At 71.3% G+C, this 21,183-nt stretch carries 26 protein-coding genes; 12 read left to right on the plus strand and 14 right to left on the minus strand.

The annotated features are described in order from the left end of the window. Nucleotides 1-60 precede the first annotated feature (60 nt). Nucleotides 61-1,143 carry an FUSC family protein gene (locus JOE53_RS11275; RefSeq protein ID WP_016464238.1) on the minus strand — a complete coding sequence of 361 codons (1,083 nt, stop codon included), beginning with the start codon at nt 1,141-1,143 and terminating at the stop codon, nt 61-63. An 82-nt stretch (nt 1,144-1,225) separates the two neighbouring features. On the opposite strand from JOE53_RS11275, the gene JOE53_RS11280 reads away from it, so the two are divergent. Together JOE53_RS11280 and JOE53_RS11285 are read left to right on the plus strand one after the other, a co-directional pair. After that, nucleotides 1,226-1,927 (plus strand): GTP pyrophosphokinase, encoded by a 702-nt coding sequence (locus JOE53_RS11280; protein WP_204947772.1) that lies wholly within the window; start codon nt 1,226-1,228, stop codon nt 1,925-1,927. A 25-nt stretch (nt 1,928-1,952) separates the two neighbouring features. Continuing rightward, on the plus strand, nt 1,953-2,534 hold the full coding sequence (locus JOE53_RS11285) for a DnaJ family domain-containing protein (protein ID WP_016464236.1): 582 nt from the start codon (nt 1,953-1,955) through the stop codon (nt 2,532-2,534). A 176-nt stretch (nt 2,535-2,710) separates the two neighbouring features. On the opposite strand, the gene JOE53_RS11290 is transcribed toward JOE53_RS11285, so the two are convergent. Continuing rightward, nucleotides 2,711-3,688 carry a Gfo/Idh/MocA family protein gene (locus JOE53_RS11290; RefSeq protein WP_204947773.1) on the minus strand — a complete coding sequence of 326 codons (978 nt, stop codon included), beginning with the start codon at nt 3,686-3,688 and terminating at the stop codon, nt 2,711-2,713. 96 nt (nt 3,689-3,784) lie between these two features. Here JOE53_RS11290 and JOE53_RS11295 point away from each other — a divergent pair, with 96 nt between their 5' ends. The 3 genes from JOE53_RS11295 to JOE53_RS11305 all read left to right on the plus strand — a co-directional run bounded on the left by JOE53_RS11295 (nt 3,785) and on the right by JOE53_RS11305 (nt 6,504). After that, nucleotides 3,785-5,095 (plus strand): O-acetylhomoserine aminocarboxypropyltransferase/cysteine synthase family protein, encoded by a 1,311-nt coding sequence (locus JOE53_RS11295; RefSeq protein WP_061683766.1) that lies wholly within the window; start codon nt 3,785-3,787, stop codon nt 5,093-5,095. Nucleotides 5,096-5,171: 76 nt separating this feature from the next. Beyond that, complete coding sequence (locus JOE53_RS11300) at nt 5,172-5,771, plus strand: flavin reductase family protein (protein WP_233449552.1); 600 nt, start codon at nt 5,172-5,174, stop codon at nt 5,769-5,771. Nucleotides 5,772-6,147: 376 nt separating this feature from the next. Beyond that, a complete protein-coding gene (locus tag JOE53_RS11305) occupies nt 6,148-6,504 on the plus strand; it encodes a DUF7882 family protein (RefSeq protein ID WP_036288183.1) in 357 nt (118 codons plus the stop codon). 5 nt (nt 6,505-6,509) lie between these two features. Here the strand turns inward: JOE53_RS11305 and JOE53_RS11310 are convergent, their stop codons facing one another. The 3 genes from JOE53_RS11310 to JOE53_RS11320 all read right to left on the minus strand — a co-directional run bounded on the left by JOE53_RS11310 (nt 6,510) and on the right by JOE53_RS11320 (nt 7,560). Next, a complete protein-coding gene (locus JOE53_RS11310) occupies nt 6,510-6,806 on the minus strand; it encodes a hypothetical protein (RefSeq protein ID WP_233449553.1) in 297 nt (98 codons plus the stop codon). 102 nt (nt 6,807-6,908) lie between these two features. Beyond that, entirely contained in the window at nt 6,909-7,235 is a 327-nt protein-coding gene (locus JOE53_RS11315) for a DUF7882 family protein (RefSeq protein WP_036288180.1), read from the minus strand. 49 nt (nt 7,236-7,284) lie between these two features. Further along, a complete protein-coding gene (locus JOE53_RS11320; RefSeq protein WP_204947774.1) occupies nt 7,285-7,560 on the minus strand; it encodes a hypothetical protein in 276 nt (91 codons plus the stop codon). A 146-nt stretch (nt 7,561-7,706) separates the two neighbouring features. On the opposite strand from JOE53_RS11320, the gene JOE53_RS11325 reads away from it, so the two are divergent. Next, on the plus strand, nt 7,707-7,862 hold the full coding sequence (locus tag JOE53_RS11325; protein WP_016464229.1) for a hypothetical protein: 156 nt from the start codon (nt 7,707-7,709) through the stop codon (nt 7,860-7,862). A gap of 30 nt (nt 7,863-7,892) precedes the next feature. Here the strand turns inward: JOE53_RS11325 and JOE53_RS11330 are convergent, their stop codons facing one another. Then, entirely contained in the window at nt 7,893-8,855 is a 963-nt protein-coding gene (locus JOE53_RS11330; protein ID WP_233449554.1) for a fatty acid desaturase family protein, read from the minus strand. A gap of 101 nt (nt 8,856-8,956) precedes the next feature. On the opposite strand from JOE53_RS11330, the gene JOE53_RS11335 reads away from it, so the two are divergent. The 4 genes from JOE53_RS11335 (at nt 8,957) to JOE53_RS11350 (ending at nt 11,418) form a co-directional block, all read left to right on the plus strand. After that, nucleotides 8,957-9,874, plus strand: a complete 918-nt coding sequence (locus JOE53_RS11335) for an ROK family protein (RefSeq protein ID WP_204947775.1) — start codon at nt 8,957-8,959, stop codon at nt 9,872-9,874. Between the two features lie 59 nt (nt 9,875-9,933). Beyond that, the gene (locus JOE53_RS11340) at nt 9,934-10,386 is read left to right on the plus strand and encodes a hypothetical protein (RefSeq protein ID WP_204947776.1); all 453 of its coding nucleotides are present in this window, start codon (nt 9,934-9,936) and stop codon (nt 10,384-10,386) included. Between the two features lie 88 nt (nt 10,387-10,474). Then, nucleotides 10,475-10,882 carry a DUF4383 domain-containing protein gene (locus JOE53_RS11345; protein WP_036288168.1) on the plus strand — a complete coding sequence of 136 codons (408 nt, stop codon included), beginning with the start codon at nt 10,475-10,477 and terminating at the stop codon, nt 10,880-10,882. Next, nucleotides 10,879-11,418 carry a hypothetical protein gene (locus JOE53_RS11350; protein ID WP_121189031.1) on the plus strand — a complete coding sequence of 180 codons (540 nt, stop codon included), beginning with the start codon at nt 10,879-10,881 and terminating at the stop codon, nt 11,416-11,418. Before JOE53_RS11345 ends, JOE53_RS11350 begins: the two co-directional genes overlap by 4 nt. Before the next feature lie 70 nt (nt 11,419-11,488). Here JOE53_RS11350 and JOE53_RS11355 read toward each other — a convergent pair whose 3' ends face one another. Then, complete coding sequence (locus JOE53_RS11355) at nt 11,489-12,616, minus strand: Gfo/Idh/MocA family protein (protein ID WP_204947777.1); 1,128 nt, start codon at nt 12,614-12,616, stop codon at nt 11,489-11,491. Then, on the minus strand, nt 12,613-13,437 hold the full coding sequence (locus tag JOE53_RS11360; protein ID WP_061683771.1) for a sugar phosphate isomerase/epimerase family protein: 825 nt from the start codon (nt 13,435-13,437) through the stop codon (nt 12,613-12,615). Before JOE53_RS11360 ends, JOE53_RS11355 begins: the two co-directional genes overlap by 4 nt. A gap of 135 nt (nt 13,438-13,572) precedes the next feature. On the opposite strand from JOE53_RS11360, the gene JOE53_RS11365 reads away from it, so the two are divergent. Further along, nucleotides 13,573-14,190, plus strand: coding sequence for a TetR/AcrR family transcriptional regulator (locus JOE53_RS11365; RefSeq protein ID WP_204947778.1), 618 nt, complete (start codon nt 13,573-13,575; stop codon nt 14,188-14,190). Between the two features lie 9 nt (nt 14,191-14,199). On the opposite strand, the gene JOE53_RS11370 is transcribed toward JOE53_RS11365, so the two are convergent. Then, the gene (locus JOE53_RS11370) at nt 14,200-14,409 is read right to left on the minus strand and encodes a type 2 periplasmic-binding domain-containing protein (protein ID WP_233449556.1); all 210 of its coding nucleotides are present in this window, start codon (nt 14,407-14,409) and stop codon (nt 14,200-14,202) included. 3 nt (nt 14,410-14,412) lie between these two features. On the opposite strand from JOE53_RS11370, the gene JOE53_RS11375 reads away from it, so the two are divergent. Beyond that, nucleotides 14,413-15,186: a HipA domain-containing protein gene (locus JOE53_RS11375; RefSeq protein ID WP_204947779.1), complete on the plus strand. Its 774-nt coding sequence runs from the start codon at nt 14,413-14,415 to the stop codon at nt 15,184-15,186. Nucleotides 15,187-15,256: 70 nt separating this feature from the next. Here JOE53_RS11375 and JOE53_RS11380 read toward each other — a convergent pair whose 3' ends face one another. The 5 genes from JOE53_RS11380 to hutU are packed head-to-tail and all read right to left on the minus strand — an operon-like array spanning nt 15,257 to nt 21,150. Next, nucleotides 15,257-15,832, minus strand: coding sequence for a HutD/Ves family protein (locus JOE53_RS11380; RefSeq protein ID WP_197017282.1), 576 nt, complete (start codon nt 15,830-15,832; stop codon nt 15,257-15,259). Then, on the minus strand, nt 15,829-16,995 hold the full coding sequence (gene hutI, locus JOE53_RS11385; RefSeq protein ID WP_036288156.1) for an imidazolonepropionase: 1,167 nt from the start codon (nt 16,993-16,995) through the stop codon (nt 15,829-15,831). Before hutI ends, JOE53_RS11380 begins: the two co-directional genes overlap by 4 nt. Next, nucleotides 16,992-18,293, minus strand: coding sequence for a formimidoylglutamate deiminase (locus JOE53_RS11390; protein ID WP_204947780.1), 1,302 nt, complete (start codon nt 18,291-18,293; stop codon nt 16,992-16,994). The genes hutI and JOE53_RS11390 overlap by 4 nt, the downstream gene beginning before the upstream one ends. Further along, a complete protein-coding gene (locus JOE53_RS11395; RefSeq protein WP_204947781.1) occupies nt 18,290-19,483 on the minus strand; it encodes an allantoate amidohydrolase in 1,194 nt (397 codons plus the stop codon). Before JOE53_RS11395 ends, JOE53_RS11390 begins: the two co-directional genes overlap by 4 nt. Continuing rightward, nucleotides 19,480-21,150 (minus strand): urocanate hydratase, encoded by a 1,671-nt coding sequence (hutU, locus tag JOE53_RS11400; RefSeq protein WP_204947782.1) that lies wholly within the window; start codon nt 21,148-21,150, stop codon nt 19,480-19,482. Before hutU ends, JOE53_RS11395 begins: the two co-directional genes overlap by 4 nt. Between the last annotated feature and the right edge of the window lie 33 nt (nt 21,151-21,183).

A 21,183-nucleotide genomic window follows, 5' to 3' on the forward strand; every position in this document is an offset into this window, starting at 1 on the left:
AGTATATGCATACGCGGAAAATCGGCCCGCGCAGGGCGTGCGGCTGGCGGCCGCCAGCCGTCAGTCCCCTGCGCGAAGCCGCACCGCGAGCGCCGCGGCCGTCCCCACCGCCGCCCCGACCACGGTGTCGACGATCCGTTCCAGAGCGAGCGGCAGCGTCTCGGCCGCGCCCGTCGCCGCGCCGATGAGCAGCAGCACGAGCGGCGTGATGAACACCAGCGCGAGCGCGTAGTGGCGCACCACCACCATCTCGATGGCGAACTGCAGCGCGCCCAGCAGCAGTCCGAGCGCCCAGATGGGCAGCGGCACGAACGCCAGCGCGAGATAGAGCCCGCCGCCGACCACGGTGCCGACGGTGCGGTGGATGCCACGCGTCGTCGCATCCCGCCGCCCCACCGGCAGCCCGACCACGGCCAGTCCCGCACACACGATCCAGTACGAACGAGCGGGGTCCACGACTGCGGCCGCGGCCACCCCCGCGACGGCGACGATCGCAGCGCGGAGCGTCAGCGTCTGGGCGAGCGCCGACCATCGCAGAGGAAAGAGCGTCCCCAGCGAACGCGGCTGCTCCCGGCGGTACCGCGGCAACAGCAGCGGCGCCGCGACGACCAAGCAGGCGAAAGCCCCCGAGGCGGCGACGATGGCCAGGTAGATCGCCGGATCGACGACGCGCACACCCCCGTGGGGCGAGGTGATCTGGGCCGACAAACCGAACACGAGCACGAAGAACACCGGTCCGGGCGGCCCGAGCGAGACCGCACCCGCCAGCGCCGATGCGACGATCGCCGTGACCAGCACCCCGCCGAGCATGAACGGCACGCCGCCCCCGGCCGCGAGGGTTCCCGCCGCGGCGCACACCCACAGCGCCAGCGCCACCAGCGGCGCGACGCGGGCACGCTCGCGCGGGCGCAGCCAGCCGCCGTAGATCACGGCGAAAGCCCCGGTCGCCGACAACAGGGCGAGGTGCGGATACCCGGATGCCGCGAGCGCCACGATCGGCACGGTCATCGCGAGCCCCGCCTGCAAGGCCAGCGGCCAGCGCCGGCCGCGCGCGGGCCCGAAGGTCGCGAGGCTCCGCGCGACGTGGGCCGCCTCCGCGCGCACGCGGGCGCCGAAGCGGGGCGACGGGGTGGACGACGACATCCCCTCATTCTCCCTCGCCGCTCGGGCCGACTCCCCCGGTTCGCACAGCCGGCGCCGAGGAGGGCTGGCTACGGTCGAGACCATGGAAGCGATTTCGCAGCCCCTGTCCATCTCGACCGACGAGGGAGTGACGACGTTCTCGGCCGAGCAGCTGCGGATGATGCGCGACGAGTTCCAGCGTTTCCTGCTCGAGTACCAGTTCGGCCTGCGGGAGGTCGAGACCAAGCTCGGCATCCTCCGCGACGAGTTCCTGCTGATGCACGACTACAACCCGATCGAGCACGTCTCCAGTCGGGTGAAGTCGGCCGACAGCCTCGTCGACAAAATCACGCGCAAGGGTGTCGATCCCAGCTTCGACGCGATCCGCGCGGCCATCACCGACATCGCCGGCATCCGGGTGACGACGAGCTTCACGAAGGACGCCTACCGCCTGTTCGACCTGCTCACCCAGCAGGACGACATCACCGTGCGCGAGGTGAAGGACTATATCGCGCATCCGAAGACCAACGGCTACAAGAGTCTGCACGTGATCGTCGAGGTCCCCGTTTTCCTCTCGTCGGGGCGCGTCGACGTCGCCGTCGAGGTGCAGTTCCGCACGATCGCGATGGATTTCTGGGCGAGCCTGGAGCACAAGATCTACTACAAGTACGCCGGCGCGGTTCCCGACGGACTGCTCGCCGAACTCAAAGAGGCGGCCGACTCGGCATCCCTGCTGGATGCCCGCATGGAACGCCTGCACGGACAGCTGCACGGTCCGGCGTCTGCGACGATCCAGGCCGTCTGAGTTCTCTGCCGCATAGCCTGGACGCATGAGCGAGGACCCGCGCCTGGAGGCGGCGCGCTACCGGATCGCGCGGGAGGCACGCGCATCCGGGGACAGCACCGCCGCAAATGGCGCCGACGATGCGCCTCCGACCGCGCGGGGCACGCCCACCGCCCACGAACGCGCCATGTACGTCGAGACGGCCATCCAGCAGGCGATCCGCCGCGGAGACTTCGACGACCTGCCCGGCGCCGGCAAACCGCTGGAAGGCCTCGGCGATCACCACGACCCCGACTGGTGGATCCGCCGCAAGATCCAGAACGAGCGTCTCACCGGCCTCGGACCCGCCGCGCTGATGCTGCGCACCGAGGATGCCGAGTTCACGCAGACCCTCGACGCCCTGACGCGCGACGCCGACGTGCGCGCCCACGTCGAGGACTTCAACCGCCGCGTGATCGAGGCTCGCCGCCAGCTCCAGGGCGGTCCGCCCGTCGTGACGGCCACCCGCGACGTCGACGCCGAGGTCGCCGCGTGGCACGAGCGTCGGCGGCAGCGCACCGCGGCGGCATCCATCCCGCCGTCGGAGCCCGAGCCTCGACGCCGGCGCGGTCTGTTCCGCAGGCGCTGAGCCCGCCCGGCCGGGCCCGCGCCGGATGACAACGGATGCGGAGACGGGCAACAGATGCGGAAAGGAGAATGCCCCCGCATCCGAATCCGTTGACGGTTTCCGCATTCGCGTGCGCCGACGCCGACGCCAGCGCCGGCGCAGTGCCGGATGCCGGGAGCCGAGTGCCGGGTGCTGGCTCAGCCGATCGCGGCTCGCCAGTCCTCGAGCAGGCGCGCCGTGGTGCGCGTCTGCGCCCACAGCATCTCGGGGGCCTCGGTGCGGCCGTCCCGCAGCGCCAGGATCGTCGCATCGGCCTCGACGGCCATGGGACTGGACGTCTGCGTGTGGATCCGCTCGACGGTGCCGTCGGGGCGGCGCAGCACGGCGTCGGCGGTCGAGACCACGCGACTGCCCCAGACGTTCTCGATCTCGAGGACGCCCTCCGCTGCGCGCACCACCGCACGGCGGGGAAGGTCCGCGGTGATCGCGGTGGCGATGCGCGCCTCGAACCCGCCGAACGCGACGGTGGCCCGGGCCTGCTCATCGACGGCGCCGACGACGCCGTCGGCATCCACGATCACGGGCGGGTGGTCGATGCCCGCCCACGCGGCCAGACCGACGGCGAGGGATGCCGGGTAGCACCCGACATCGAGGATCGCACCGCCGGCGGTCGCCGGGTCGAACAGACGCCCGTCGTGAGCGTCGGCGGCGAACCCGAGCGTGGAGTCCACCGATCGCAGCTCGCCGATCGCGCCGGAGGAGACGAGCCGGCGCAGCTGCTCTGCGAACGGACCGAAGCGGTACTTGAACGCCTCGACGACGGGAAGCCCGACGCGCGCAGCGTGGGCGAGCACGGCCTCCGTCTCGGCGACCGAGATGCCCAGCGGCTTCTCGCACAGCACCGCCTTGCCCGCATCGAGCGCGGCGTGGGCGAGCTCGGCGTGGGTCGTGTGGACGGTGCCGATGTACACGGCATCCACGTCGTCGCGCGCGAGCACCTCGTCGTACGTGCCGGCGACCGCAGCGCCGTACCGGTCGGCGAACTCACGCGCCCGGATGCCGTCGCGCGCGCCCACGGCGTGCAGGACTCCGTGTTCGGCGTGCGGCAGCGCCGCGAGGAAGTCACCCGTGATGACGCCGGCGCCCAGGACCGCCCAGCGTGCCTTGTCGCTCATGGTTCCACGCTAGCGGCGCCGGTGGAGGCCCACGCGCAAGGGATGCCGCGAAGTGTTACGGCCGATCCGTCACAATCGCCCGCGCCGCCCTAATCTGTGCTGGTGAGCACGCAGCCCGACAGCGCCGACTACGGTTTCGACACCCGACAGGTGCACGCCGGCGAGGTCGACGAGCGCAACCACGGCGCGCGCATCACCCCGATCTACCTCACGGCCGCCTATCGCTTCGACTCGTTCGCGCAAGCCGAGGACCGCTTCACGGGCGCCGAGACGGGTCAGCTGTACTCCCGCAACCTCAATCCGACCCACGAGGTCGCCGAGCGTCGTATCGCCTCGCTCGAAGGAGGGACCGGGGCGATCGTCGTCGGCTCGGGCCAAGCGGCGATCACGGCGCTGCTGCTGGGCCTCGCCGGCGCGGGCGAACGCCTCGTGTCGACCGCGAGCATCTACAGCGGCACCCGCATCCTGTTCGATCGCACCTTCGCACGACTGGGCGTGTCGACCGATTACGTCCGCGACGCTGCGGACGAGGACGAGTGGGAGCGGCGGATCACGCCGCAGACGAAGGCGATCTTCGTCGAGACGATCCCCAACCCGAAGAACGACCTCGTCGACGTCGCCGCGGTCGCTCGCATCGCACAGCGGCATACGATCCCGTTGATCGTGGACAACACCGTCGCGACCCCGTACCTGATCCGCCCGCTCGAGCACGGCGCCGATGTCGTCGTGCACTCCTCGACGAAGTTCCTCACCGGGCACGGCGCCGCCCTGTCGGGTGTGATCGTCGACGGCGGCCGCTTCGACTGGGCCGGCTCGTCCCGCGACTACCCGGGGCTGACCGCGCCGGCCGCCCCGGGCCGCCCCGCGCTCGTGGACAGCCACGGCGAGCGCGCACTCGAGGCCTACCTGCGCTTCGGCATCGTCAACGACCTCGGCGCCGCTCTGTCGCCGGTCAACTCGTTCCTGCTGCAGCAGGGCATCGAAACCCTGTCGCTGCGCATGGCGAAGCACCTCGAGAATGCCGAGATCGTCGCCGCGTGGCTGGCGACGCACCCCGCCGTGGAGAGCGTCGACTTCGCGGCTCTGCCCACGAGCCCCTTCCACCGCATCTCGCGAGAGCGCTTCGGCGGCCACGCCGGATCGGTGTTCGCCTTCACCGTCCGGGGCGGACGGGCCGCCGCGGAGCGCTTCTTCGACAGCCTTCGCCTCATCAGCCGTATGACGAACATCGGCGATGTCCGCTCGATGGCGCTGCATCCGGCGACGACGACGCACGTGTCGTTCCCGCCCGAGGAGCGGGAGCGGCTCGGAATCGGCGACGGACTCATCCGGCTCTCGATCGGCATCGAGACGGCATCCGACCTCATCGCCGACCTGGACCGGGCTCTCGCCGCAGCCTCTTCCTGACGGATCACAGCTGCGGACATGTCGCCGTATTGCGTCTGACGGAGCCGGCCTGCGCCAGGGCGTTTACCGTGGAGATATGACCTCGTCGCCCACCGCACCGATCGCCGTGCCGGTCGATGCCCCCGCCCACCACACCACCGACCTCACCTCACCGGGCTTCTCGTCGTCGCTGTCGGCCGACGAGTTCAAGGCGCTCTTCCGCGGCCACCCGGGCGGCGTCGCCGTCATCACCGCCGACGCCGGCGACGGACCGGTCGCGCTCACCGCGACGAGTGTCGCGAGCGTGAGCGCCGAGCCTCCCCTGCTGATCTTCTCGGTGTCGGCCCTCTCATCGTCGGCCGCCGTGCTCGCGAAGGCCGAGACGGTCGTCGTCCACCTGCTCGACGCCCACGACCTCGACCTCGCCCGCCTCGGCGCCACCAGCGGCGTCGATCGCTTCGACGGGTCGCAGCAGTGGTCACGTCTGGTCACCGGCGAGCCGGTGTACCACGATGTGCGCGCGTGGGTGCGGTGCGCCGTCATCGAGCGGATGGATGCCGGCGGCTCCACCGTGTTCGCGGCGCACGCGCTGCAGTCCCAGCTCGAGCGCGACGTCGCCCCGGGCGAGCCCGGCGACGCGCTGGTCTACCACAACCGCACCTGGCACCGCCTCGGCGAGCTCTCCCGCATCTCCTGACGCCGCCCGCCCGGGCACCGAACGCGACAGGTTACGGCGCCGGTGGCCGCGCGACCAGAAGCTCACCGCGGCCGCTGGCGACGACATCGCCCTCGGCCGCCGCGATCAGCCACGTCGTTCCCGCCCTCCGAGGACACCGCGATCTGACGATCGCGACCAACAATCTGAGGATCCCCGCGGAGATCGCCCCGTCGGCGTTTCGCGACCTCTACGTGTCGGCGGAGCCGTCGACTCTTCGCCCAGGTCGCCCCCCTCGAGGGCGTCGACTACCTGATCACCGACGCTCCCCCACCTCCCCCTCTCGCGAACGCACTGGTGCAGGCAGGCGTGAGTCTCGTCGCTCCCTGATCACCGCGGCACGGCCTACAATCGCACCGTGGGCACGATCTATTACGGGGGCTCGGCTACTCCGATCCATATCGAGGACAGGGTGCTCGCACACCTGAAGGTGGTCGTGGCCACCAAGCTCCGCCGCGGCGAGAGCTTCACCGTGTCGTGGCAGCACCCCGACGGCGAGACCCGAGGCCGCAGCACCATCTGGCTGCATCCATCGATCCCGTTGCGCTTCGTTTTCGACGATCCCGAACCCACCGAGCTGAACCGTGCGTGGATCGAAGAGTTGGCCCAGTCGGCGAGCACGTCCGGCGGCATCCAGCTCACCGAAGAGCAGATCGAGTCGGTCGAGGGTGACGCGGACAACGCTCCCCAGACGGTCGCCGTCGCCGACGACTGATCGCCTCAGAGTCCGCGCGCCGGAGGGAAGTGCGGGATCGGAACCGGCCGGCTCGAGGTCGACTGTTCTTGCGCCCGGAGGATCTCTTCGCCTCTTTCTACGCACTCCTCCAGCGACGACAGACGTGATCGCCGAGCACCGCCTCTGATCCAGACCGTCTCGAACCCGCCGTCCGTGCGCTCGATGTAGGCCACGACGAACTCGGCATCGCGTGCGCTCACGCGCCGGTCGCACAATCGCCAGGCATCCTCATCGATCGGGAGGAGTTCGAGGCGGCCGCCGACATGCGCTGTCTGCGTCATCGCCGTCATCGTCGTCACCGCCTTCTCCCCCACTGTCGGGGAAGCCAGCCGGCGGGGCGAGGGGATTGACAGCTTGCCGCACCCGTGCGACGCGCGAGGCCGTCAGCCGGTCAAGACCTCACCGGAGTAAGGCCCCTCGGGCTCGGGGACGATCTGCAACCCCGCCGTCGAGTTCGCGGCGTGCGTCAGCGCCTCCAGCCACGCCCGGTTCAGGGCGGGCTGACGGCTGCCGTGGTACGAGTAGACGATCGATGCGTGCGGGTGCAGCCAGATGGCCGTGCGCCCGTCACCGAGGCTCGTGTCGTTGCGCCATGTGAAGGTGAATGTCTCGCCGCGGCGGAGCTTCTGACTGATGACGACCTGCAGGTGCGCGAGCACGCGATCGTCGAAATCGGCTTTCACATTGCCGTCGTAACTGAACCGTCCCACCGCTCCAGAGTAACGTGCGAGTCACGTGCGCCCCGATCGGCTCGATCCGTCAGGCGAGCGCCGCCGTGCGTCGGGAGATCTCCGCGCACGCCCGGTCGGCACCCAGGATGTCGGAGGCGAGCGAGGTCGTCGCGTCCAAGACGGCGACGGGGATGCCGCTGCCGAGGAGCATCCGGCAGACGCTGAGGGCACCGTCGTCGATGCTGGGGAACTCGACGATGTCGGTCGAGCCGGTCTGGTTCAGTCGATGCGCGTACGTCAGCACCGCATCCGCGACGTCATCGGTCGTGAGGATGCGATGCCCCTCGATCAGGATGTCTTTCACGGTTCGACCTCGCCGGGGATCGTCAGTACGTGGGATGGTGATCCTCAGTACAGCCGAACCGGGCGGCCTCGACGAGGGGCTTGACAGCCTCCCGCGACGATGTCAACCCCCCGCGCCCGCGCTCGCGACGAGGGCACACTGAGCGCATGGCACTCGCACTCATCCTTCTCATCGTCGGTATCGTCCTGATCCTTCTCGGCGTCTTCGTCGAGGCGGCGAAGTTCCTGCTGTGGATCGGACTGGTCATTCTGCTCATCGCGATCATCGCGTGGCTCATGCGCGTCGTGAAGCGCAACGCCTGACGCGACCGCAGCCGGCGCCGCCGTGGGCCGTCAGGCGCGGCGGTAGCCGGCGACCATCGGGCAGTCGAACGGATCGCGCGCCGCGAGGCCGACGCGGTTCAGGTAGTCGATGACGATGGCGTATGAGCGCCACACGCTCGTCTCGGTGTACGGGATGCCGGCGCCCTTGCAGTAGTCACGCACGACGGCGCGTGCGCGCGAGAGGTGCGGGCGGGCCATGCTCGGGAACAGGTGGTGCTCGACCTGGTGGTTGAGGCCGCCGAACATCCAGGTGGCCCACCAGCCGCCGTTGATGTTGCGGGACGTGCGCACCTGTTTGGTGAAGAAGTCCAGTCGGGCGTTCGCATCGATGACGGGCATGCCCTTGTGGTTCGGGGCGAACGATGCCCCCATGTACACGCCGAACACGGCGAGCTGCACGCCGAGGAAGGCGAAGACCATCCCGAGCGGCAGGAGCAGGAAGACCGGGACGATGACGACCGCGAGTCGCGTCGTGATGAGCGCCAACTCGAGTCCGCGCTTTTTCACCGGCTGCCGCGACAGCAGGTGGCGGATGCCGTGCGCGTGCAGGTTGAGCCCCTCCAACGTCAGCAGCGGGAAGAAGAACCAGCCCTGGCGGCGGGTGATGAACCGGCGGATGCCGCGGGCCTGCACGGTATCCTCGACGAGGAACGAGATCGTGTCGACCTCGATGTCGGGGTCCTTGCCCACGCGGTTGGGGTTGGCGTGGTGGCGGGAGTGCTTGGAGTCCCACCACGAGTAGCTGATGCCGACGACGCCGGCGGCGAGGATGCGCGCCAGGCGATCGTTGGCCGGCCCCGAGCTGAGAATCTGCCGGTGGGCCGCCTCGTGGGCGAGGAACGCCACCTGGGTCAGCACGATGCCGAGCGCCGCCGCGATGAGCAGCTGGAACCAGCTCTGGCCCAGCAGGACGAAGCCGGCGACGCATCCGGCGGTCCATCGCGGGAGACGATGCCCGTGGGGCGAAGCCAAAGGCGGGTGCCGATCGCTGGTGCCGACGCTACGCTTACGTCTATACGGCGCCCGGCATACTCCCGGCCCCGCCCCTCTCGACGACTCCTCAAGGACGCGGCATGACTCTGGCACTGGCGATCGATCTCGGCGGCACGAAGATCGAGAGCGCCCTCGTCGACGCGGACGGCGCGATCGTCGAGGGCTCGCGCCACCGCACCCCGACCGGCGTGGGCGCCGCCACGGACGTCACGGTGCTCGAGCGCGGTCTCACCGCGGTGATCGACGGATGCCGCGCGCACCCGCGGTGGAACGAGGTCGTCGCGGGGGGCATCGGCGCGGCCGGCCCGATCGACATCACCGCCGGTACCATCGCTCCGATCAACCTTCCTGCGGCGCACGGGTTTCGCATCGTGGAGGCGGTGCGAACCGCAAGCGGGCTGGACGCCGTGACGCTGCGCCTGGATGGCACGTGCATCGCCCTGGCCGAAGCCTGGCGCGGTGCGGCGGCGGGGGTGCGCAATGCGATCGTGTTCGTCGTGTCGACGGGCGTCGGCGGCGGCATCGTGTCGGATGGGCGCCTCCTCGCCGGCGGTTCCGGCAATGCCGGCCACCTCGGTCAGATCCTCGTCGCCGACATCGACGGCGAGCCGGCGGCATCCACCCTCGAGCAGCGTGCCTCGGGACCGCACACGGTCGCCTGGGCGCGCGCCCAGGGCTGGGCGGGCACGACCGGCGAGGAGCTCGCGGTCTCGTACCGCGCGGGCGAGGACGTGGCGATCGCGGCGGTCGCACGGTCCGCGCACGCGGTCGGCGTCGGTCTCACGAGCGCGGCGACCCTGCTGGATCTCGAGCTGGCGGTGGTCGGCGGCGGGTTCTCGTTCGTGGCGGACGACTATCCGGACCGCATCGAACGCGTCGTTCGCGACAGCGCCGTCAACGCCTACGCCGGGCGGTTGAAGGTCGTGCGTGCCGGGCTGGGCGGGGATGCCCCGCTCATCGGCGCCGGCGCACTCGTGCACCGCGCCGACCTGCTCTGAATCCGCCCCCTGCGCTCCGACGCCCCTCGACGTCTTGACGATGTCGAGGGTCGGTGCCGGTGCGCGCACTGTTCCTGTCCGAACCCCCGTTCCACTTCGGCGTCCACGAGCCGGCTCCCGATCTCCCCTCGCGCATCCAGGAGCACGTCGACGCGGGAGATCGCGAGGAGGCCGTCGTCCTGTTCCAGCGCGAGGCGGTCGGACTTCCCGACGCGGTGATCGCGCAGTTCCGCGCGACCGACGCCTTCGCCGGTGTCGTGCCGCTGGCACAGTCGACCGTCTACGACGCGACACTCGCGCGCGAGCTGTCCACGCCGACCGATGCCATGCTCGCCGTCGACGTCCCGGTGACGATCCTCTGCGGTCAGCAGACCTTCCCGTTCCTCAGCGCGGCGGCCGAGCGCCTCGCGGCGGCGATGCCGCACGCCGAGCTGATCATCTCGCCGGAGTCGATCGGTCATCGACTCGATGCGCACGCGGCGACACGGATCCTGGCGGCGCGGCTCGCCTGACGCGCAGCCCGCCCGCCAATCCGTTCGGCGTCGAGCCTCGAACAACCTCCGTCACGACACCGGTCGCGACCCGAACAGGAGGTCCGTCATGAACTCGTCACCGAACCGTCTCGTCGCCACCGTCTTCGGCGCCGTCTACCTCGTCGTCGGCGCCCTGGGCTTCGCCGTCACCGGCGGCGTGGGATTCCTCGCCACCGACGGCGGACTGCTGCTGGGGATCTTCGCCGTGAACCCGCTGCACAACATCGCGCACCTTCTCATCGGTGCCGCGCTCGTGATCGCGGGCCTCAGCGGCGTGCGCGCCGCCAAGACGGTCAACGCCACCATCGGCGCCGCCTATCTGCTGCTGGGCGTGGTCGGCTTCTTTCTCGTCGGCACCTCGGCGAACATCCTCGCGCTGAACGTCCCCGACCACTTCCTGCATCTCGCCAGCGCGATCGTGCTGCTCGGTGTGGCCCTCGGCGCCGAGCCCGGCGCACGGTCGGTCACGGCATGAGCGCGCCCTCCCGCGCGGCGGCCGCTCCGGGAGCCGCCCTGCGCGCCTGGACCGTGCCGCTCGCGTGGGGGGCGGGCCTGGTCTCGATCGGCATGGGCGCGGCCGCCATCACGGGTGAGGCGTCTTCGGGCGCGGCCCGCGGGTCGGGAGTCGTCCTCGCCGTGGCGGGACTGCTGTGGCTGGCCTGGGGTGCGGCAGCGCTGAGCGCCGGCCGCCTGCTCCTGCCCCGGACCGCGGCGGCGTCGACGCTCGTCACTGTCTTCGGCGTCGCCGCGCTCGTCGTTCTGACCGGAGGCCGCGCGAGCATTCTGGCCGCCGCGGTCGCGGTCATCCTCCTGCTGACGGCGGCCGTGATGATCATCGCCGACGCTCGCCGGCGCGTGGCACCGGCCGGCGCGATCCGCACGGTTCCGCTGCTGCTGGCCGCCGCCCTCGTGGCCGTCGTGGCCACACCGGCACTCGGCGCCGTGCAGGACGCGGCACTCGTGCGCCCCGACGGCACCGTGATGGTCGTCGATCCGCACGCCGGCCACTGACAGGCGACGAAGAGGGGTGGATGCCGGTGCTCCCGGCATCCACCCCTCTCGGTGTGCGCGTGGCCGCGGCTCAGGCCAGCGTGCTCTGGAAGGGGTCGAACCCCTCGGGCAGAAGCGGCACGTCGGCGACGGTGCTGCCGATCGTCAGCGTCTCGCCGGTACCGGCGGACTCCTGCGCCGACAGCATGACGTCGAGCACGTGATAGCCGAGTTCGCCGGTCGCGACATGCGGGCGTCCCTCCACGATGGCGCGTGCCATGTCGAGCACGCCGAGGCCGCGACCGACGACGGTGCCCTGCGCCGGGATCTCGACCCACTCCTGCTCGAAGCGCATGCCGTCACGGATCACGCCGAGCGGCTTCACGTACGCGATGCGTCCGGTGAAGGCGTTCGGGTCGGGCAGCACGATCGTGCCCTCGGAGCCGTGGATCTCGATGACGCCGTGTCGCTCCAGCGCCGAGTCGAAGCTGAGCAGGTGGGTGCCGTGCTGGCCGCCGGCGAACGAGGTCAGCACCTGGACGGTCGAGGGTACCTCGACGGGGAAGGTCTCGCCCGCCCGCGCACCGGTGTGGATCTGACGGGTCGTCTGCCAGCGCGATCCGCGCGCCGTGACGCCCGCGACCGGACCGAGCAGGCTCACCAGCGCCGAGAAGTAATACGGCCCCATGTCCAGGAGAGGTCCCGCACCCTGTGCGAACAGGAACGCCGGCTCGGGATGCCACAGGTCGGGCCCCTGCGTCTGGAACGACGTCTGCACGAACAGCGGCGTGCCGATGACACCCTCGCGGATGGCGCGCTTGGCCGTCTGGAAGCCCGGGCCGAGGATCGTGTCGGGGGCCGAGCCGATGCGCACGCCGGCCGCCTCGGCCTGCGCGAGCAGTTCACGCGTGCTCTCACGGTCCAGGCCCAGCGGCTTCTCGGTCCAGACGTGCTTGCCGGCGGCGACGGCGGCCTTCGACACCTCGACGTGCACCGCCGGGATCGTGAGGTTGACGACGAGGTCGACGTCGGGATTCGACAGCACGCCCTCCCCCGTGCCCCAGCTGGGCACGCCGTGCTCCTCGGCCTTGGCCTGGGCGCGTTCGGGCAGCAGATCGCCCACGGCCACGACCTCGACGTCGGGGAACGAGGTCAGGTTCTCCAGGTAGGTCTGGCTGATGACTCCGGCGCCGATGACACCGACGCGCAGGGCGCTCACTGGACGTACCCCCCGTCGCGGAGGAAGGCGAAGCTCGCGGCGATGTCCTCGAACACGTCTCCGGGGGCCTTGTCGTACTCGATCACGGCGTAGCGGATCGCCGTACCGGCCTTCAGCGCCTCCGCGAGAGGAACGTCGGCGGTGCCGGCGTGGCGCTGGTCGAGGCTGTCCGACCCGAAGGAACCGGCGCCAGGAGCCCAGGGGTTGGATGCCGGGACGACGCCGTCCTTGACGTGCACCGCGACGAGGCGGTCGCCGAGCGCGGACACGAGCGCGGGCACGTCCTGGCCGCCGGTGAGCGCCCAGAAGAGGTCGAGCTCGAGCTGGACGCGCTCGTCGGTCAGCGCGACGAAGCGCTCGTAGGCGGTGGCGCCGTCGAAGGAGGCGACGAACTCCTGGGCGTGGTTGTGGTAGCCGACGCTGAGGCCGAACTCCGCCGCCTTCTCGGCGGCGCGGTTGAGCCGGTCGGCGATGTCGGCGACACCGTCGGCCGTCAGCCAGCGCTCGGGAGCGACGAACGGGTCGATGACCGTGGTCATGCCGATCTCCGCCGCGGCGGCGAAGACGACCTCGGGTGCCGGGGTCGGAATCTCGCCGTCCGGGGTCCAGAGGGTATCGGACAGCAGCGGTGCATGTCCGGTGGGCGAGGCGAGTCCGCTGGCGTCCAGCGCGGCGCGGATCTGCGCGGGGCGGGAGACGAAATCGAACGCCTCCACGTTGCGCAGGCCGATCGCGGCGAGCTTGTCGAGCGAGCCCCCCATGTCGGCGGTGAACTCCTTGGCCAGCGTGTAGAGCTGGACGGAAGCGACGGGCAGTGTCATGACGTGCGTCCTTCGAACCTCGTTGTCTCGTGTGTGCGGCGTCGGCGGCGCATCTCCCGCGTGGCGCTGAGGCGACGGTATCACAAAACCTCCACATGGAGGTTTTTTCTTCGAGGATCGGCTAGGTTGGATGCCGTGAGCACGACGGACGGCACGGGCGACGAGGCGGTGATCGGGCGCCGCGGCCTGCAGCCGAAGGGGGTGGCGCGGCGCCAGGAGATCCTGGACCGCGCGATCGAGGTGTTCCGCGAGCGCGGGGCCGACGGCACGTCGCTGCGTCGCATCGCCGAGGCGATCGGCGTCTCGCATGCCGCTCTGCTGCACTACTTCGACTCCCGCGAGCAGCTGCTGGTCGCCGTCTACGCGCATGCCGAGATCCGGCGCAACGCCGGTGCGGACCCGATCGTCACCCCCGGCGTCGACACGATGATCGCTGCGGCGATCGCGAACGTCGACGTGCCGGGACTGGTCCAGTTGTATACGACGCTGCTGGCGGCCTCGCTGGAGGCGGGCAACGACGTCGGCCGAGAGTTCTTCTCGGCCCGCTTCGAGCGCGTGCGCGACGAGCTCACGTCATCGTTTCGTCGGCAGCAGGCCGATGGCGACATCCGCGACGACGTCCCCGCCGAAGAGCTCGCGGCGCTCTTGATCGCGGCATCCGACGGCCTGCAGATCCAGTGGCTGCTCGAGCCGTCGATCGGACTCAGCGAGACCCTCCGCACGTTCGGGCGCCTGCTGCAACCACCGCGCTGAGCGCAGTGGTCAGCCGATACCGAGCGTGTCGGCGATGACGGCGAGCAGGCGGGATGCCGCGGGCTCGGGCTCGCGACCGGCCCAGACGGCCGCGACCGGGCGCGTGATCACCTCACCGTCCATCTCGACGCGGACGAGGCGCCCCGAGTGGAGATCGTCGCGCACGGCGAGCGCGCTGACGGCGGCCGGCGCGCACGACGGCGCCGAACGGGACGACACGGTGTGAACGCCATCCGAGACTCCGACTGGCTGCAGCATCGCGCAGTCGAGGAGGGGTTCTCGCTCGGCGGCACTCAGGGGAAGTTCGCGCTCACCCTCCGCGGTGACCGGTGGTTCGAGCCATCTGGGCGGCAGCCGTCGACACACATCTTCAAGCCGGGCATCCAGCCACTGCCCGGCTCCGACGTCACCGAGCACATCACCCTGCAAGTCGCGCGCCTGCTCGGGATCGATGCGGCCGCATCCGTGATGGCCGAGTTCGACGGCGAGCACGTCCTCATCGTGGAACGCTTCGACCGCTTCGACGACTACGGCACCGTCGGCCGACTCCACCAGGAAGACCTCGCGCAAGCCACCGGGACCTCGCAAGTTCAGAAGTACGAGTCCGATGGCGGCCCCGGCTACCGCGACATCTTCACCGTCTTCGACCGGAACCTCAGCGCGGCCGACGCCAGCTCACTCCCGTTCACGCAGCGAGAGCAAGTCCTCGCGCATGACCCTGCAGTGTTCGACAACGTCGAGCTCGCCTTCGCCGTCGACGGCGCGAACACCCTCGGCACTTTCAACTCCGACAGCATCAGACGACTCGAAGCCGACGCCGGGCTTGACGAAGGGCACCTGCGGGAGTTCGCCCTCCAGATCGCCGCAGGCATCCAACCCGCCCTCGCTGTCGTCACCGAATCGCCCCCCGATCGGCTGAAAGAGCTCCCTGCCGTCGCGCTCTACCCGCACGCAACCTACACGCAGACCCGTAGAGTCAGCGACACCCTCACCTGAGCGGGCGGGGCTGCTGCACGGGGAGGTGACACCGTGACGCGCCACGAAAAAGGGGTTGCCGTTTCCGCGACTACCCCGTGGCCCGAACGACCGTCGCCTCGGCGACAGATCCGTAGCCGCTGAGGATGACGGTCCGGTCGTCGTCGACCACGATCGCGTCGCCCTCCTCGAGCTGCTCGCCGCGGTATCGCAGTGTCGGGCACAGCGCGACGACGACGACCACCTCCTGGCCGGCGCGACGGCGCAGCGTGCGGGCGCCGGTGACGTAGCTCCGCACCAGCTGACCGCCGCCGAACGCGCGGTCGACCATGAGGTTGAGGTCCCGCGCTCCCGGCGCATCCTCGATCGAGGCGACGTCAGCCTCACCCGGGAAGGCGACGACGTCGAACTGCGAGACGTCGCGCGCCGCTCCGGACAGGCGGAGGTGGATGCCGGCGGGCGTGAGCGGCATCAGCAGTCGGTCGATGCCATCGAATCGTGAGAAGGGCGCGGCCTTGTCGACGGTTGCGATGCTCACCCGCCAGGCGATGCGATCTCCCTCCCCGTCGCCGATACGGCCGGTTCGCGCGGCGGCGACCTCCTCGGTGACGCCCGCGCCGTTGCGCCAGGCGACGGGCGTGCGATCGCGCTGGCGTCGCAGGATCACGGCGCCGGGACCACGGCGCGCCCGCCGCGCCACACGGCCGCGGTCAGCGGCACGCCGGGGCGGTAGGCGAGGTGGGCGATCGAGGGCGCGTCGAGCATCTGCAGGTCGGCGCGAGAACCGGGGGCGATGACGCCGACGGCGTCGCTGCCTTCGACTCGGCCGACGACGCGCGCGGCGCCCCGGGTTGCGGCGAACACGGCCTCCTCGATCGTGAGGTGCATCTGCAGTACGGCCGTCGCGACGCACAGTGCCATCGAGGTCGTGAACGACGTGCCGGGGTTGCAGTTGGTGGCGAGCGCGATCCGGCCCCCGGCGTCGAGGAGTTGCCGGGCGGGTCCGAACGGCTCGCGTGTCGACAGGTCGCACACCGGCAGGAACGTCGCAACGGTGTCGGAGCCGGCGAGAGCGTCGATGTCGGCGGCGTCGAGGTGGTTGCAGTGGTCGACGCTCGCGGCGTCCAGCTCGACGGCGAGCGCGACGCCGCCGCTGCGGCCGAGCTGGTTGCCGTGCACGCGCAGCGCGAGTCCCGCGGCGGCGCCCGCGCGCAGGATCTCCCGCGACTCGTCGACCGTGAACGCGCCGGTCTCGCAGAAGACGTCGATCGCGTCGACGTAGGGGCGGACGGCGGCGAGCATCGGCCCCGTGACGAGGTCGATGTAGTCGCGGCGGTCGACGCCCGCCGGGACGATGTGCGCGCCCAGGTAGGTGACGGTGTCGGCGACCTGCGCGCCGATGCGCGCGCTCATGACCTCGGCCTCGACGTCGAGACCGTATCCGGTCTTCGTCTCGAGGTAGGTCGTGCCCTGCCGCTCCGCCTCACGTCGCAGTGAGTCGGCGCGCGCGAACAGCTCATCCGCCGTCGCGGCGCGGGTCGCGTCGACGGTGGAGGTGATGCCGCCCGCGACGTACGGCGCGCCCGCCATCCGGGCCTCGAACTCCGCCCCACGGTCGCCGGCGAAGACGATGTGGGTGTGCGTGTCGACCCACCCGGGAAGCACGGCGCGGCCGCCGGCGTCGGTGCGGGTGTCGGCCGCTGGGGCGGATGCCGCGGATCCGACCCACGCGATGCGACCGCCGTCGATCACGACGGCGGCATCCGTGAGGCGCCCGTACTCGCCGCTGTGGGTGGTCAGCTCGCCGATGCCGGTGATGAGCTCGCTCATGGGAACCTCCGGAGTGCGTCGTGCAGGAGCTGGGCGGGGCTGGTGCCGTCGGCGAGGCGCCCGCGCGAGGCGACGGTGTGCCCGCCGACGATGACGCGACGTGCGTCGGCAGCGGTCGCGGTGAGCATGAGCTCGGTCGGGTGCGACCCGAGCGTGCGCGCCGACGCGGCGTCGATCTCGACCAGGTCGCACGGCCCGCCGGGCTGCAGCGGCGCGACCTGCCAGCCGAGCGACCGGTAACCGTCGGCGGTGGCCGCACGCAGGATCTCGGCGGGGGCGAACCGGCCGCGCGCTCCGTGCGCGAGCCGCTCGTGCATCTCGAGGCCCCGGGTCTCGAGGAACGGGTCGACGACGGCGTTCTGATCCGACCCGACGGCGAGGCGCGCGCCGGCACTCAGCAGCTCGCGCGCCGGCCCGATCCCGTCGCCGAGGTCGGCTTCGGTGGTGGGGCACATGACGATGGATGCCCCGGCCTCTCCGAGCAGCGCGATGTCGCCGCCGGTGAGGTGGGTGGCGTGCACGGCGGTGGCGCGTGCCGACAGCACGCCGGCCTCGCTCAGCAGCTCGGTGGGCGTGAGACCATACGCGGCGACGCAGTCGGCGTTCTCCTGCGGCTGCTCCGACAGATGGACGTGGAGGGGCACATCGGCGGTGAGCCCGGCGGCGATCTGCGCGATCGCGTCACGCGGCACCGCCCGCACCGAGTGGACCGCGGCCCCGAGCCGGGCGCCGTGGCCGACGCGGTCGCGCAGCTCATGCCAGCGATCGAGGTAGGCGCCTGCGGACCCGTCGCTGAAGCGCTCCTGCTTCGGCGCGAGCGGACGGTCGATGCCGCCGGTGAGGTAGGCGGTGTCGAGGAGGGTGAGCCGGATGCCGACGCTCTCGGCGGCGGCGGCGACCGCCCGCTCCATCTCGTGAGGATAAGGGGTGCCGTCTTGCCGGTGGTGCACGTAGTGGAACTCCCCGACGGCGGTGTAGCCGGAGGTGACCATCTCGGCGAAGACGGCGCGCGCGAGCTCGAAGTAGCTCTCGGGATCGAGCCGTGCCGCCGCTGCGTACATGCTCTCGCGCCAGCGCCAGAAGTCGCCGCCGTGCGCGTGGGTGCGGCCGCGCAGCACGCGGTGGAAGGCGTGCGAGTGCGCGTTCGCGACCCCGGGAATCACGGTACCGAGGACGACGTCGTCGCCGCGCGGAGCGACGTCCGTCTCGACCCCGGCGACGAGGCCGCCGGCGTGGGTGAACCGGACGCGCTCGCGGACGCCGTCGGCGTCGACGACCCGGTCGCACCAGATGTTCATTGCAGCTCCTCCAGCACCGTGACGAGCGCGTCGATGCCGACGAGGCAGTCCTCGGCCTCCGCGAACTCGGCGGGGGCGTGCGAGATGCCGGTGGGGTTGCGGACGAAGACCATCGCCGTCGGCACCGTGCCGGCGAGGACCCCGGCGTCGTGCCCGGCGCCCGTCGGCAGCACCGGCACGTCACCCAGCGCCATGCGCAGCCGGTCGCGCACGCTCTCATCGAAGCGGACGGCGCCGCTCCACGACTGCTCGGCGAACTCGGATGCCCCGACACGGCGCGCGATGTCGGCAACGAGGTCGCGCACGTCGGCGTCCTCCTCGGCGCGCGCGTCGAGGCTCAGCTCCACGCGCGACGCGATGACGTTCGTCCCGCCCGGCACCGCGCTCACGCGGCCCACGGTCGCACGCGCGTCGCCCGCGGCGAGCGCCGCCTGCTCGATCTCGAGCACGGCGCGGGCTGCGGCGACCATCGGGTCGTCGCGGTCGCCCATCGCGGTCGCGCCAGCATGGTTCCCCTGCCCACGGAAGGTCAGCATCCATCGCCCGTGCGCGAAGATCGAGCTCGCGACGGCGACCGGGCTACCCAGCTCGATGAGCCCGCGCCCCTGCTCGACGTGCACCTCGACGAAGACGCCGATGCGGCCGAGCGCCTCATCGTCGCGCCCGATCTGCCGCGCGTCGAACCCGACGCGCTCGGCCGCCTCGGCGAAGCTCACGCCGTCTTCGTCGCGGAGCGCCCGCGCCCGGTCGGGGGCGAGCTCGCCGGTCATCAGCCGAGAGCCCATGCACGCGATGCCGAACCTGGAGCCCTCCTCCTCCGCGAACGCGACGACGGCCAGCGGACGGGTGAGCCGACTGCCGGCGGCCTGCAGTCGCGCGACGGCATCGAGTGCGACGACGATGCCGAGTGGCCCGTCGAACTCGCCGCCGCCGGGCACACTGTCGAGGTGGCTGCCGGTGACGACCGCGTCGGGTCCGGGTTCACCGAGCCACGCCCAGATGTTGCCATTGCGGTCGTGCTCGACGGAGAGCCCCAGCGCCTCGGCACGCTGGACGAACCAGGCGCGCATCTGCAGGTCGGGCTCCTGCCAGAGGTGGCGCGAGTATCCGCCGCGCACGGGATCGACGCCGATGCCGGTGAGCTCGTGCAGCCCCGTCAACCGGCCGCCCGTCACCAGGCTCGAGGTCATCCCTGCTCCCACATCGGCACGCGCAGGCCGCGCTCACGGGCCACTTCGGCGGCGCGCTCGTAGCCCGCGTCGACGTGCCGCATGACGCCCGTGCCGGGGTCGTTGGTGAGCACGCGCTCGATCTTCTCCGCCGCCAGCGGTGTGCCGTCGGCGACCACGACCTGGCCGGCGTGGATGCTGCGGCCGATGCCGACGCCGCCCCCGTGGTGGAGGGACACCCAGGTCGCGCCGCTCGCGGTGTTGAGGAGGGCGTTCAGCAGGGGCCAGTCGGCGATGGCATCCGAGCCGTCCGCCATCGCCTCGGTCTCGCGGTACGGCGAGGCGACCGAGCCGGAGTCGAGGTGGTCGCGGCCGATCGCGACGGGGGCGGACAGCTCGCCGGAGGCGACCATCTCGTTGAACTTCAGGCCGGCGAGGTGGCGCTCCTTGTAGCCGAGCCAGCAGATGCGTGCGGGGAGACCCTCGAAGTGCACCTTCTCGCCGGCGGCGGTGATCCAGCGGCGGAGCTTCTCGTCGTTCGGGAAGAGCTCGAGGATGGCCTTGTCGGTCGCGGCGATGTCGGCCGGGTCACCCGAGAGCGCCGCCCAGCGGAAGGGGCCGAGGCCCTCCGCGAAGAGAGGCCGGATGTAGGCCGGGACGAAGCCGGGGAAGGCGAACGCGCGGTCGTAGCCGCCAAGCTCGGCCTCACGGCGGATGGAGTTGCCGTAGTCGAACACCTCGGCGCCGGCATCCTGGAACTCGACCATCGCCTTCACATGGGCGGCCATCGAGGCGCGCGACAGGCGAGTGAACTCCTCCGGGTCGTCGGCGGCAGCGCGCTGCCAGTCCTCGAGGGAGACCTCGACGGGCAGGTAGCTGAGCGGGTCGTGCGCGCTGGTCTGGTCGGTGACGATATCGACGGCGACGCCACGCGCGAGGATCTCCGGGAAGATGGTCGCGGCGTTGCCGACGAGGCCGACCGACAGCGGGCGCCGCTCGGCCTTGGCGGCGAGCACGCGCTCGATCGCGTCGTCGAGGTCGTCGGTCATCTCGTCGAGGTAGCCGTGCTCGACGCGGCGGCGCAGGCGGCCGGGGTCGACGTCGACGATGAGGACGGCGCCCTCGTTGAGGGTGACGGCGAGCGGCTGCGCGCCGCCCATGCCGCCGGCGCCGCCGGTGAGGGTCAGGGTGCCGGCGAGCGTCCCACCGAAGCGCTTCGTCGCGACCGCGGCGAACGTCTCGTACGTGCCCTGCAAGATGCCCTGCGTCCCGATGTAGATCCACGACCCGGCCGTCATCTGCCCGTACATCGTGAGGCCGAGGGCCTCGAGGCGGCGGAACTCTGGCCACGTGGCCCAGTCTCCGACGAGGTTCGAATTGGCGATGAGTACGCGCGGCGCCCACTCATGGGTACGGAAGACGCCGACGGGCTTGCCGGACTGCACGAGCAGCGTCTCGTCCGACTCGAGCGTCTCGAGAGTGCGGACGATCGCGTCGTACGCCTCCCAGCTGCGCGCGGCACGTCCGGTGCCACCGTAGACGACGAGATCCTCGGGGCGCTCCGCGACCTCGGGATCGAGGTTGTTCATGAGCATCCGCAGCGGGCCCTCGGTCTGCCAGCTCTTCGCGGTGAGCCGGTTGCCTCGGGCGGCGCGGATGGTGCGGGTCTCGGATCCGGAAGTCGTCATGCAGACAGTGAACCCGCTTCGCGCCGCTTCATG

The organism is Microbacterium laevaniformans (genome assembly GCF_016907555.1).
GTDB lineage: Bacteria > Actinomycetota > Actinomycetes > Actinomycetales > Microbacteriaceae > Microbacterium > Microbacterium laevaniformans.

Excerpts from the sequence above, each read along its gene's own strand:
- JOE53_RS11275 (WP_016464238.1), bottom strand. The coding sequence starts at position 1,143 with ATGTCGTCGTCCACCCCGTCGCCCCGCTTCGGCGCCCGCGTGCGCGCG.
- JOE53_RS11280 (WP_204947772.1), top strand. The coding sequence starts at position 1,226 with ATGGAAGCGATTTCGCAGCCCCTGTCCATCTCGACCGACGAGGGAGTG.
- JOE53_RS11285 (WP_016464236.1), top strand. The coding sequence starts at position 1,953 with ATGAGCGAGGACCCGCGCCTGGAGGCGGCGCGCTACCGGATCGCGCGG.
- JOE53_RS11290 (WP_204947773.1), bottom strand. The coding sequence starts at position 3,688 with ATGAGCGACAAGGCACGCTGGGCGGTCCTGGGCGCCGGCGTCATCACG.
- JOE53_RS11300 (WP_233449552.1), top strand. The coding sequence starts at position 5,172 with ATGACCTCGTCGCCCACCGCACCGATCGCCGTGCCGGTCGATGCCCCC.
- JOE53_RS11310 (WP_233449553.1), bottom strand. The coding sequence starts at position 6,806 with ATGACGCAGACAGCGCATGTCGGCGGCCGCCTCGAACTCCTCCCGATC.
- JOE53_RS11325 (WP_016464229.1), top strand. The coding sequence starts at position 7,707 with ATGGCACTCGCACTCATCCTTCTCATCGTCGGTATCGTCCTGATCCTT.
- JOE53_RS11335 (WP_204947775.1), top strand. The coding sequence starts at position 8,957 with ATGACTCTGGCACTGGCGATCGATCTCGGCGGCACGAAGATCGAGAGC.
- JOE53_RS11345 (WP_036288168.1), top strand. The coding sequence starts at position 10,475 with ATGAACTCGTCACCGAACCGTCTCGTCGCCACCGTCTTCGGCGCCGTC.
- JOE53_RS11350 (WP_121189031.1), top strand. The coding sequence starts at position 10,879 with ATGAGCGCGCCCTCCCGCGCGGCGGCCGCTCCGGGAGCCGCCCTGCGC.
- JOE53_RS11360 (WP_061683771.1), bottom strand. The coding sequence starts at position 13,437 with ATGACACTGCCCGTCGCTTCCGTCCAGCTCTACACGCTGGCCAAGGAG.
- hutI (WP_036288156.1), bottom strand. The coding sequence starts at position 16,995 with ATGAGCGAGCTCATCACCGGCATCGGCGAGCTGACCACCCACAGCGGC.
- JOE53_RS11390 (WP_204947780.1), bottom strand. The coding sequence starts at position 18,293 with ATGAACATCTGGTGCGACCGGGTCGTCGACGCCGACGGCGTCCGCGAG.
- JOE53_RS11395 (WP_204947781.1), bottom strand. The coding sequence starts at position 19,483 with ATGACCTCGAGCCTGGTGACGGGCGGCCGGTTGACGGGGCTGCACGAG.
- hutU (WP_204947782.1), bottom strand. The coding sequence starts at position 21,150 with ATGACGACTTCCGGATCCGAGACCCGCACCATCCGCGCCGCCCGAGGC.